12 protein-coding genes and 1 tRNA gene are annotated in these 11,812 nt (G+C 43.3%); 6 read left to right on the top strand and 7 right to left on the bottom strand.

The window, feature by feature from the left end; translation table 11 throughout:
• Window positions 1-136: 136 nt before the first annotated feature.
• The 3 genes from coaBC to P5674_RS20200 all read right to left on the bottom strand — a co-directional run bounded on the left by coaBC (window position 137) and on the right by P5674_RS20200 (window position 2,442).
• A complete protein-coding gene (coaBC, locus tag P5674_RS20210) occupies window positions 137-1,393 on the bottom strand; it encodes a bifunctional phosphopantothenoylcysteine decarboxylase/phosphopantothenate--cysteine ligase CoaBC (protein WP_014275345.1) in 1,257 nt (418 codons plus the stop codon).
• Between the two features lie 134 nt (window positions 1,394-1,527).
• Window positions 1,528-1,740, bottom strand: a complete 213-nt coding sequence (gene isiD, locus P5674_RS20205) for a protein IsiD (RefSeq protein WP_006617626.1) — start codon at window positions 1,738-1,740, stop codon at window positions 1,528-1,530.
• A 78-nt stretch (window positions 1,741-1,818) separates the two neighbouring features.
• Complete coding sequence (locus P5674_RS20200; RefSeq protein WP_006617627.1) at window positions 1,819-2,442, bottom strand: alpha/beta hydrolase; 624 nt, start codon at window positions 2,440-2,442, stop codon at window positions 1,819-1,821.
• Window positions 2,443-2,680: 238 nt separating this feature from the next.
• Between P5674_RS20200 and P5674_RS20195 the strand changes: the two genes are divergently transcribed.
• Genes P5674_RS20195 through P5674_RS20180 form a run of 4 tightly spaced genes read left to right on the top strand, consistent with a single transcriptional unit; the run spans window position 2,681 to window position 6,068 of the window.
• Window positions 2,681-3,859 carry a DUF262 domain-containing protein gene (locus P5674_RS20195; protein ID WP_006617628.1) on the top strand — a complete coding sequence of 393 codons (1,179 nt, stop codon included), beginning with the start codon at window positions 2,681-2,683 and terminating at the stop codon, window positions 3,857-3,859.
• A 3-nt stretch (window positions 3,860-3,862) separates the two neighbouring features.
• Entirely contained in the window at window positions 3,863-4,354 is a 492-nt protein-coding gene (locus tag P5674_RS20190) for an MAE_28990/MAE_18760 family HEPN-like nuclease (RefSeq protein WP_014275344.1), read from the top strand.
• The gene (locus tag P5674_RS20185) at window positions 4,320-4,589 is read left to right on the top strand and encodes an MAE_28990/MAE_18760 family HEPN-like nuclease (protein ID WP_231852328.1); all 270 of its coding nucleotides are present in this window, start codon (window positions 4,320-4,322) and stop codon (window positions 4,587-4,589) included. The genes P5674_RS20190 and P5674_RS20185 overlap by 35 nt, the downstream gene beginning before the upstream one ends.
• 51 nt (window positions 4,590-4,640) lie before the next feature.
• Window positions 4,641-6,068, top strand: coding sequence for an SGNH/GDSL hydrolase family protein (locus P5674_RS20180; protein ID WP_006617629.1), 1,428 nt, complete (start codon window positions 4,641-4,643; stop codon window positions 6,066-6,068).
• A 131-nt stretch (window positions 6,069-6,199) separates the two neighbouring features.
• Here the strand turns inward: P5674_RS20180 and P5674_RS20175 are convergent, their stop codons facing one another.
• Window positions 6,200-7,312 carry a baeRF11 domain-containing protein gene (locus P5674_RS20175; protein ID WP_006617630.1) on the bottom strand — a complete coding sequence of 371 codons (1,113 nt, stop codon included), beginning with the start codon at window positions 7,310-7,312 and terminating at the stop codon, window positions 6,200-6,202.
• Window positions 7,313-7,633: 321 nt separating this feature from the next.
• Window positions 7,634-7,810, bottom strand: a complete 177-nt coding sequence (locus P5674_RS20170; protein WP_014275341.1) for a hypothetical protein — start codon at window positions 7,808-7,810, stop codon at window positions 7,634-7,636.
• Between the two features lie 18 nt (window positions 7,811-7,828).
• Here P5674_RS20170 and P5674_RS20165 point away from each other — a divergent pair, with 18 nt between their 5' ends.
• On the top strand, window positions 7,829-9,742 hold the full coding sequence (locus P5674_RS20165) for a transketolase C-terminal domain-containing protein (RefSeq protein WP_006617631.1): 1,914 nt from the start codon (window positions 7,829-7,831) through the stop codon (window positions 9,740-9,742).
• Between the two features lie 125 nt (window positions 9,743-9,867).
• Here the strand turns inward: P5674_RS20165 and P5674_RS20160 are convergent, their stop codons facing one another.
• Both P5674_RS20160 and folB read right to left on the bottom strand, forming a co-directional pair.
• Window positions 9,868-10,698: an exosortase-dependent surface protein XDP2 gene (locus P5674_RS20160; RefSeq protein ID WP_014275340.1), complete on the bottom strand. Its 831-nt coding sequence runs from the start codon at window positions 10,696-10,698 to the stop codon at window positions 9,868-9,870.
• Between the two features lie 278 nt (window positions 10,699-10,976).
• A complete protein-coding gene (gene folB / locus P5674_RS20155; RefSeq protein WP_014275339.1) occupies window positions 10,977-11,330 on the bottom strand; it encodes a dihydroneopterin aldolase in 354 nt (117 codons plus the stop codon).
• Window positions 11,331-11,551: 221 nt separating this feature from the next.
• Here folB and P5674_RS20150 point away from each other — a divergent pair.
• Window positions 11,552-11,624: transfer RNA gene (locus P5674_RS20150), tRNA-Arg, on the top strand.
• Window positions 11,625-11,812: the final 188 nt, after the last annotated feature.

Genomic DNA, 11,812 nt, shown 5'->3' with positions numbered 1-11,812 from the left:
TTATCTGACCGCCTATGGTGTTGTAAGGGCGGGTTATAAAGATTCTGGACTTATATCAAAGGCGATCGCAGAACCGGCCCCTAGGGCGGGTTATAAGGATTCTGGAGTTATATAAAGGCGATCGCAGAACCCGCCCCTACAAGGTTATTGGTGAAAAATCAATGAAATCTAACAGGTGATGAGCTAATTGTAATTTAGTGCATCCGCTGATATTCTGTTTTTTGCCGTGGCGATCGAGTAAGATGGCTTGGTTGGTGTCGCTACCAAAACCGGCTCCAGGTTGGTCAATGGGGTTAGCAACGATCGCATCTAAGTTTTTGCGCTGCAATTTTTCCCAAGCCGGGGCTAAAATATCTCCTGTTTGCGCCGCAAAGCCAACTAAATGCTGGTCGGGGCGTTTTTTTTGTGCCAATTGAGCGACAATATCGGGTACTGTTTCCAAGTCTAGTTGTTGAGGAAGCGATCGCTTAGGTAACTTTTCCGGGTGATAAGCGGTAGGTCGGACATCAGCCACCGCCGCCGCCATAATGGTCAGGTTGGCGGCGGGAAATAATGATAACATTGCGTCAGACATTTGCTGGGCGGTAGTAACACTAACTAACGTCACCTCTGATAGAGTCTCCACCATCTCCACATTCATGGGACCATGTACCATTGTCACCCGTGCGCCTCGGTGGACTGCGGCTTGAGCGATCGCTATTCCCATTTTACCAGTAGCAGGATTACCAATAAACCGCACCGGGTCGAAATGTTCGCGAGTTCCCCCGGCGGAAATTAGCACCTGTTTATTAGCGAGATCTCGATCGCCTTGGGTATGCAGTAGGGAATAAATATGAGCTAATATTTGTTGAGGTTCTGCCATACGTCCGGCTGCTAAAACCTCAACTGATTGGCTGTCGGTATTATTGGGGATATCGCAGGCGAGAATACCAGGAATGGGAGTAATGCTGTGAAAGCGACTATCTGTTAAAAGTAGTTGCCAATTTCGCGCCACCGCTGGCTGTTTCCACATTTCCCGGTTCATAGCTGGAAGCAATAAGATCGGACAGGTGGAAGCCAAAACCGTATTAGTGAGCAAGTTATCCGCCATTCCGGTGGCTAGTTTACTGAGGGTATTGGCGGTTAGGGGTGCAATGACGAAAATATCAGCCCATTGTGCTAACTGAATATGAAGGGGGCGACCGTGGGTAGGCTGCCAAAAGTCGCGATCGGTATAACTGCGATCGCGCGATAAGGTAGCTAAAGTTAGGGGGGTAATAAATTGTTGAGCCGAGTCGGTGACGATAGTACGGACTTCAGCCCCCGATTTTGCCAAAGTGGAAACCACCTCACAAATTTTGTAGGCGGCTATTCCACCAGTTACCCCAATTAAAATACGTCGCCGGTCGGACATAAAAGCTAATGGCTGTGTTAGTGATATTTAGTACGCGCAGAAACCGGGTTTCTGGGAAAATCGGTTAGTTAGAAACCCGGCTATAATACTGCCACCCTGGCGCGCATTGTGGTTTTGGCCTATGCTAGAATTTTTTAGGCTTCGTCATAGGCTTCTAAATCCAATAAGTGAATATAAGGTTCAACCAATTCTGGACGCTGGAAAGCGATCGCTCTGAGTAAATGCCAATCCTGCAATCCCTCAAATGCGTTGCTATAATTATCCACTTCCAAGCGGGAAGCTAACTGAGCCACATCATCTGCTGTCAATGCGGAAATCTTGGGTGAAGATTGAGTCAACATTTCCATCTTGCAATACCTCCAGTTCAGTTGCATTTCCCGTGAGCCTTGGGGTTAAGTATGTCCCCCCTCTTTTATCTTAAAGGGTTAATGGTTATTAGGCAGGGTTTTGATCACAAAACTTTGTATTAACCCCAAAATATCGGGACAAATCTCGTGACCCATGTTGTACTCATGATATTCCACCGTTGCCCCTAATTTCTGGAAACTGTCCCGCGCCTGGTGAGCAGCTCCGAGGGGGACGACCATATCTTGTTTACCATGAGCCATTAAAATCGGCGGTAGAGGGGTCTGTTGGGGTTCTGGTTTAAAGTGTAAGTAGCCACTGAGTACAATCAGACCTGCAAAACCCATTGTCCGTCCGACATCAAAAGTCATGGCTCCCCCCTGGGAAAAACCCCCTAAAATCGTGCGTTGTGGCGGTATTCCAGTGGTTTTGGCGATCGAGTGTAACCAATCAATTAGTTTTTCCCGGCTTTCCTCAATTCCATCATATTCCTGAGTTTCTAAAGCGTACCAAGCGCGACCCCCCGGAACTTGTGGGTGAGGAAAGGGAGCTTCTGGGAACTCAAACCAATAATCGGGTAATTTCAACATGGGAGCCAAAAAGGTCAGATCCTCACAATTCGCACCCCAACCATGCAGGAATATGATTAAACCTTCGGGATTTTCCGGGTTTTCTGGTTTGACTGTATATGAGTGTAACGACATATTTGATTCTGACCTGTTGGTTTACTTATCGATATCCTACATTACTTATAAAAAACACTCAAGCCATTGGGATATTTATCAGTTCAATAATATCTGATATATCTAGGTATTTTCATAAATAGCTGGGCGGGATCTATAGTCTACATAAATTGACAATTCACCCATAATGTGCTAGTTTAACAAGCAGTCCTAAATTACTGATAAACATAGTGGCAGTTTAACCAGGTAATGCCAAAACATGGCATTGGTTGCTCAGTTGCTAATCATTGATTATCTCTACGATCATGATAATTATACACCTATCTTAGTTGTAAATATGTCGAATCCAAAAGTTATTACCACCGCCAAAGTTGAGTCTGTAGAAAATCAGATTAGGGAAAATCAAAAGAGGATTGACTACAATACCCTTGAATATCCGATTGAGGTTTTAGTGGATAAATATTTAACTGGAATTGATGAAAACACCAACGAAATATTTATACCTGACTACCAAAGAGAAATGGCTTGGGATGAGGCGCATCAGTCAAAATTTATTGAATCGGTTTTTCTCGGTCTTCCAATTCCCTATATTTTCATTGCTGATGTTTCCCAAGAAGAAGATGATCAAAATGACTCACGGTTAGAAATTATAGATGGAACCCAGAGAATACGAACCTTAGCTAGATTTATAAATAATCAACTCCAATTGTGTGAACTCAAAAAGTTAACGGAATTAAACGGGTTTCATTTTCAAGATTTGTCGAAATCTCGTCAGCGACGATTTCTTAGAAATACTATTCGATTAATTAAATTAACTGAAGATGCTGATGAAGAAGTCCGCCGAGATTTGTTTGAACGGATTAACTCAGGAAGCATTGAGCTTAACCAAATGGAGAAACGAAGAGGAAGTCAGCCAGGATTATTTTTAGATTTGATAGAACAGTTATCAAAGGAACCAAAATTTATCAGCTTATGTGCTTTTTCAGAAACAGCTATCAAACAACGTGATCCTCAAGAGTATGTTTTGAGGTTCTTTGCTTTTTTAGAAAAATATCAATCTTTTTCGGGAAATATTCATGATTTTTTAGATAACTACTTAAAAGATAAAAATGAACAATTAAAGAAACATAACAACCCACAATCAGAATTAGAGCATCTGCGCCATGAATTTATGTCAATGCTATCGGTAATAGAAACATACTTTCCTGATGGTTTGCGAACAGGTAAACATAAAATTAGACCTATAACTCGCATCAAATTTGAGTCTATATGTGTAGGCGTGGCTTTGGCTTTGCGTGAGCAAAAAGATTTAGTGCCCAGGTCTACAGACTTTTTAGAATCACCAGATTTTAAGAAATTGACTAGCAGTGATGCTAGTAGTTCTGGTAATAAGGTTATCGGTCGAATTGATTATGTTCGTAACCAGGTGTTGGGTTAATCTATGGATAGTACATTATGGGAATATTTTAATAAACAGTCTGTAGAAGTTAGTCAATACTTTATGTTTCTTAAACGACTGGAACAAAAAACAATGATAATAGATAATTATCAACTTTATGTTGGTGATATAAATGCGGATCAAAGAATTGATAAAAATGACCAGATTTATTTCAATACTGATATCGAAAAAACTCTGAAAGCTAATGGTTTTTTATTGCTATATAATTTGGTGGAGGGGACTATGAGGAGGGCGATTGAATATATATTTGATTACCTGGATAGTCATCAAGTTGATTTTGATGTTTTGAGACGAGAACTGAAAATAGTGGTATTAAAGAATATCAAAAAGCGATCGCCTGAAAAAATTATAGATAAAATTGATAAAATATCTCTGGATATTATCATTGAAACTTGGGATAATGATGATATTTTTTCAGGAAATATAGACGCTAAAAAAAATCAAAAATGTAGCCAAAACTTATGGTTTTTCTAGTAAAACATCTCCTCAAAAAACCCAAAATGGTGAGAATTTATTATTAATAAAAAATCATAGAAATGATTTGGCACATGGTTTAAAGTCCTTTAATGATATTGGTAAAGATACCACAGATATAGAACTTTTTGAAATCAAAAATAGAGTGATAATTTATCTACGAGAAATTATCATAAATATCGAAACTTATTTAGCCAATCAAGAGTATTTAAGAAACCCCGTAAATTCACCCTAGGGTAAAATATGCTGCTATACTGTGTAAGATTTGACATCAGAGGAAGGGAATATGCTTTCTGATATTATTACGCAAAATCGCTTAGATCTGGGTCTGGGGACTTCTGGTAACGATGTGATCATTATCTCGGAACTACCACCAGAACAACTTACTCGTTTTAGCTCTTCTCCTCTGACGGAGGCGATCGCTCTTTTGGAGGGTGATGATTATATAATTAATGATGACCCCCAGGGACGAATTTTGTTAGGAAACCAGGGGAATGATACTCTCATTGGTCATTCTGGTAATGACACTATCTATGGTGGTGAGGGTAATGATTTGATTATTGGTGGTTCTGGAAATAACATTTTATCAGGCGATCGCGGTTTAGATACCCTCACAGGTGGAGATGGAATTAATGAATTTATCCTATCCCAGTCAAGTGAGGATCAGGATCTAATTACCGACTTTAAACCAGGTATTGATAAATTGCGCTTGTTTAGGGGAGCCACCTTTTCTGATTTAGATATTCAACAATCAGATTTATCCACCGTAATTGAGTTTAATGGTGAAACCTTAGCCACCCTCAATAATGTCTCCGCTAATTCTTTGACAATTGATGACTTTATCGAGGCTCTCAACTTCGAGGAAATCTATATTTTTGGGGATAGCCTATCCGATACCGGGAACGCTTTTATCGCTTCGGAAGGACAAGTTTTGGCGGGATTGCCCTACTTTGAAGGTCGCGCCTCTAATGGTTTATTATGGGTAGATTATTTAGGAGAAAAACTCAGTTTAAACCCTGCCAAATTTATCGAAGAATCACCGTCAGAGGATGGGATGAACTGGGCGTTTTTTGGAGCCAATACTAGCGATTTAAATACCACCGCACCGGGATTATTCCCCGGATTACAAACTCAATTACAGGCTTTCATAGCTCCTTTGTTAGCATCGGGTCAAACAGCCAATCCTAATGCCTTATATACCCTGTGGGCGGGTGCTAATGATTACTTAGCCGGACGACAAACTGATGTGACTATTCCGGTGAATAATTTAACTGAAGCTGTGACTTCTCTGTATCAGTTTGGGGCGCGGGATTTTCTGATGTTAAACTTACCGCAATTGGGAGAATTACCAGTAGCGAGATTTAACCCCCTAGACCCCGTTGATCCATTCAACTCTTTTAATGCTGAGGAATTGAACCGCCTAAGTAGGGAACATAATCAAGGTTTACGGGAAGCTGTAGACCAATTAAATCAGAACCTACTTGGTGCTAATGTGACTTTATTTGATGTGGGTGGTTTATTTGAGGATGCGATCGCCAATCCTGAACAATTTGGATTAACTAACGTCACCGACAGTAGTATATCATTTGTATCAGGAACCATTGTCGATAATCCAGAGCAGTATTTATTCTGGGATATCCTACACCCCACCACCACCACCCATCAAATTATCGCCAGTGATGTCTATGAGCAACTGCTAATAGATTATCAGTAGATTGCCAAAAAACTAGAGTCCGGTGGGTTATATTTGAAGGTAAGAGGGGAAATATTATAGCTAATACTGTGATATCCTCCTCACCCCAAATTAGTGATAATAGCCCTAATTTTCGGTATGTTTAAAGGTGTTTAAAACGGATAGCGCATAATCGCCGCCAAACTACCGCCACCTGGTATATCATCCCGGCGCACACCCAAAACTCGCGCCCCTGTCAGCAGCGCACGCCCGGCAATTTCATCAATAATGTTGTAGCTCATGGCACAGGGACCTTCAGCAAAACTAATAACGCCGTCATCGTCAATAGTACCTGGTTTAGCGTCATCTATATCAACCAATAACTTGTGTACTGCGCCATAGGTAGCAGCGCGCGCCGCCTGGGAGATATCGGTAGTAGTACGATTTTCATTAGTGCGCTGGTTGAATAAGGCCTGTATATCGGCAAGTTCTTGACGGAACAACTCATCGAGAATTTCCCGCGCCGCCGTTGCTAATTCGGCATCACTCATGGCTTCAGGATTGGTAGTAATGGCGCTGTTTGCTAGGTGAGGATAGGATTGCACCTGGCGATATATTGACAATAACGGTTCGGTAGCGGCGATAATTAGGGGAGTTTCGCGACCTCCTAGCAGGTCACGCAGTGCTTGATCTATTTTCCTGGCATACTGGGTCAGACGGACTTTCATGCCTTCGGAACCTTGAATGCGACCACTGGGGGAACGGTCTTTGATGGAAGTTTTCCCGGCGGCGCTGGCGGCGGACTCTGGTAAACTGTCCACTTTCACCTCAAAGGCGGGCATATCTGCGGAAACTTCAACTACCCGAACGCTATTTTGAGCTAGGGCGAGGACAAAGGCTGATTGTGGGACGGTGACAGCCCGCAACAGGCGCTTGAGATAAAAGCGATCGCTTACTTCGACAATGGGTTCTAAACGGTTAGGTAGACGGAAGGTACGCAGATATTCGGGTGTGGCAAAGATAGCCAAGCTATTAGCCTGATATTTCCAGAATTCATCATCATCAATGAGGTCTAATAACATCTCCTCGATCGCTGCTACTTCCCCCTTATTGTGTTCGGCTAGTTGGTTTGTGGCTTCGGTCACTAGGTTTTTTAGGGCAATGCGATCGCCTTGGTTCTCAATGGTGATCGGTGTGGTAGGTAGATAAATGCTAACTCTGGCGGAACCGCGACTGTGCAGCAAAGCCTCAATATCCGCCTGAGTGGGAATGTCAATATGGAGCATAGGTATCAGTTTATAGGTTGATTTGATTCTGTTACCATATCAGTAATTATCACATTATGGGCTTCAATATAGTTATTCAGTTCAAATTAACTACCGCCATATTCGAGAAAATATAGCCTTTTCCACCTCACCCCATCTCCCCCTAATTAGGACAAAGCTACTGTTTATGTCTTGAGGAAGACATGATTGGACTCCGCCTTCAAAATCGGTCTCCGTTTAATTAACAATTAATTAATCAGTCATGTGTTTTTGCCCCTCAACTGTGGCAATTAGAGATAATTGGTGCTGGAAAATTTACCAACTCCACTGAACAAGAGATATTTAGGCAGCCAGGTGTCTGAGGAATAGTTTTTGATAGACCATCTTCTCGGTTAGGGATAATTGGGGACTTTTTTGGCAAATGTCGAGAGTAAGTGCTGAAGTGGGGCCGAAATGTGAAACAATCAAATCAAGGCGATCGCAGTCCTTAGCAACCACGATCGCCCATGAAGTTGACATATCTAAACTGGAATACTCATGACTGTTGCTCAAGCCGTCTTCCCCATTGACTTGGGAGCCTACCAATACCTGAAACTTGACCCAGCCCATAGCACCCTAACCGACGAACAACGAAAGGCCCTGAAAGCTAATATTGAACTGGTCAGAGATGCGATCGTCTTCTTCACCGCCACCGGCGCAGCGCGCGGAGTTGGCGGACACACAGGGGGACCTTACGACACCGCCCCAGAAGTAATGATCCTTGATGCCTTATTTCGCGGTTCTCCCGACAAATTCGTGCCTATCTTCTTTGACGAAGCCGGACACCGGGTGGCTACCCAATATTTAATGTCCGTACTCGAAGGATCTATGCCCGCCGAACAACTCCTTAGCTATCGCGCCGCTCATTCCCAACTACCCGGACACCCAGAATTAGGACTGACCCCCGGCGTAAAATTTAGCTCTGGTCGTCTCGGTCATATGTGGCCTTACGTCAACGGCGTGGCTATGGCTAACCCCAACAAAACCGTTTTCTGTCTGGGTTCCGATGGTTCTCAACAGGAAGGAAATGATGCCGAAGCTGCTCGTTTGGCTGTCTCCCAACAGCTTAACGTTAAACTGATTATTGATGATAACGATGTCACCATCGCCGGACACCCTTCTGATTATATCCCTGGCTATACCGTCGCCCAAACTCTCATCGGTCATGGTCTGAAAGTCCTAGAGGGAGATGGAGAAGATATTGATAGCCTCTATGGTCTGATCTGCCAAGCTATTAATACAGATGGTCCGGTGGCGCTGATTAACCATCGGAAAATGTGTGTGGGAATTGAAGGACTCGAAGGTTCCCCCCACGGTCATGATGTGATTTCCGTAAAGGCGGCGATCGCTTATTTGGAAGCCAAAGGTCGCACCGAAGCCGTTAAATATCTCCAAGGTATCCAAGCACCTAAACAAAACTACACCTTCATCGGTTCTAGTGACGATCTCGGTTCCAACCGTAACGTCTTTGGGGATGCCGTCGTTTCCGTTCTCGCTACCATGACAGATAGCGATCGTCAAGAAAAAGTCGTTTGTGTCGATAGCGACCTAGAAGGGTCCTGTGGTCTACAAAAAATCCGCACCGCCTACCCAGAAATCTTTATCAAAGGCGGTATTATGGAGCGCGGTAACTTCTCCGCCGCCGCCGGCTTTGGTATGGAAAAAGGCAAACAGGGGATTTTCGGCACCTTTAGCGCTTTCCTAGAAATGTGCATTTCTGAAATTACCATGGCGCGCCTGAATTACTCCAACGTCCTCTGTCACTTCTCCCATAGCGGTATTGACGACATGGCTGATAATACCTGCCATTTCGGAATTAATAATATGTTCGCCGACAACGGTTTAGATGACGGCTACGAAACTCGTTTGTATTTCCCCGCTGACGCTAACCAGATGAAAGCCTGTGTCGAAGCCGTATTTTTTGACCCCGGACTGCGGTTTATCTTCTCTACCCGTTCCAAAGTTCCCTATATTCTCAACAGTGACGGAAATAATTTCTTTGGCGACAGCTATAAATTCATCCCTGGTAAAGATGAGGTAATTCGCGAGGGTACTGCTGGCTATATTGTCAGCTTTGGCGATAGTTTGTACCGTTCCTTAGATGCTGTCGAACGCCTCAAACAAGAAGGTATTGATGTAGGGTTAATTAATAAATCTACCCTAAATGTCGTTGATGAAGATATGTTAGCCAAAATCGGAAAGGCTCCCTTTGTCATGGTCGTCGAAGCCTTTAACCGTCGCACTGGACTCGGTAGCCGTTTCGGTTCCTGGTTACTAGAACGTGGCTATACTCCCAAATATGCCTATCTTGCTACTCACAAGGAAGGTTGTGGCGGTCTGTGGGAACAGTTCCCTCATCAGGGTATTGACCCCAACGGTATTATGGCCAAGGTTAAGGAATTAGTCGGTTAGTCACCAAACAACCTGTTTGCTGATTAATAGATCACAAAATATAGGGCGGGTTAATCAAGTTGATCAACCCGCCTTGGTTTAGAGTTTATGCAGCATCAAATCTGAACCTAACTATCGCTGCAATTCTATGCTTTATTCGCTTTTTTGCGAAGGTTGGAAGCGACAAAGCCAGCACCAATAGCGCCTAGACCGAAAATCATACCTGGTTCTGGTACAGCAGCACCAACCACTTTCCAGTCTGGTCCATTATAAAATGCTCGCAGGGCATCATCGCCAGGACCACCCGACTCAGACCATGCAGCACTTACACGAATACCACCAATAGACCTTACTGAGGGGTCAAATCCTAAGTCAGCCAAGGACACTCCCCGAGAACCGACTTGTTGAACAGGATTTCTGGTATTGGCAATTTCTAGTGTAGTAATTGCGAACCCGGCATCATCCCAGTCGTTCCGTCCAACAGTAAAGGTATTACCCAAACTGTTGCCTTCTCCGTCGATCGCTTGAACTGTTACAGCACTGTTCATGCCACGTTCCCACAAAAACAGGTTATCAACCCGACGATCAAACCAAACATTGATCGCGAAACTGCCGCGGTCTTCTCCATCGATAATGCTGTTAAGGTTATTATTTCCCAAAGATGTCACAATGTCTTCATTGGTGGGGTCTTCCCGGGATGTTCCTACGGTTGCTAGAGGCCCCATATCAGAACTAGCAGCACCTGTGTTACCACCAGTATAGGGGTCGTTATAAACGATGTCAGCGCGATCGACAAAGGCAAAATTACTGAAAATATTGCCGTTAACCTCAACAGAATTCAGCCAGACATCCCCTCTCGGATTATAATCCTCGTTTAATAAGTTGGTTTGGAAGGAAAAGGCTTGAGCGGAACCTGCGAATCCTAGACCACCGGCTAGTAAACCTAAAAATACTGATAGACTTAGTTTGGTGTTCATAATTTTTACCTCTGGTGTGATAATTTGACTAACTTGGATAAATTTTCTGGACTTCGTACTTTCGTACTATTCATGTTGTAGCATCATTTCCCTGGTGTGTCTAATGTAAAACACCTTTTTTACCAAAGATTTATTAATGTATGGCTTTTGTAAAGGTAGCTTTTTATATTTGTGACCATTGTCTTGAATGTATGTGTCACAAATCACAACCTGCTGTGATCAGACCAGTAGGAAAATATTTAAGCTGAAAATATTGCCAACAGAGTGCTAATTGACGCTCAAGGTCTAGTAATGTCAATTTTAATTTGTCCGCTAAAGTCAGGAATGGGGGGAGCGAGTTTAATTAACTGGATCTGAACCCGCTCAACCTGGGACTGTTCCAGAATGGCTTGAGCGATCGCCTCTGCTAGTCTCTCGACCAGAGCAAATTTAGCCGTTTTGACAATATGCTCAACTGTAGCAATAGTTCCCCGATAGTCTACCGTATCTGCGATCGTATCACTATGTCCGGCAACGCACAAGTCAAACCACAAGCGCACATTAACTTCAAACCACTGACCTAATACCCTTTCCTCCTGGAGATATCCCGTATAACCATAACTGCGGATACCTTTAATTTCAATTGAGTCCATATTTTTAGCTAACCTTTTTGTGATTGTGATCTTAATTTTCACCCAAAGCGCCACCTATGGTAGAAATATAGGCCCATGACCCAGGAAATTTTAGCGTTGAGGTTCCTGGTATTTGGCGATCAGACTCCCTCCCGGCTACAGGGGATTGATTGCTAAGAGATGAAATTGTCGTTGGGTTGATCAATATTTGCGGAATATATGTTATAGTGAATTTGGTCTTAGGGCATGTAGCTCAGTGGATAGAGCATCAGATTCCGGTTCTGAGGGTCGGGGGTTCAAATCCCTCCATGCTCGTTTTTTCTATTGCCTTATCCTGACGGCGATAGCGGGAATTTACTTAACCCGATAGTCGTACCGTCACACTCAAAATGCACTCCATTCAGTCTTAGCACACGGGACAATTGGTGCATATCCCTTAGCAACAAATCTTAATTATTGACGGGTTAATCAATAAGCACAACTTAATCAATCTGTCAAATATC

This window comes from Limnospira sp. PMC 289.06, assembly GCF_032350395.1.
Classification (GTDB): domain Bacteria; phylum Cyanobacteriota; class Cyanobacteriia; order Cyanobacteriales; family Microcoleaceae; genus Limnospira; species Limnospira platensis.
The sequence above is the reverse complement of the archived record's forward strand: the minus strand, read 5'-3'. Positions and strand labels throughout refer to the sequence as shown.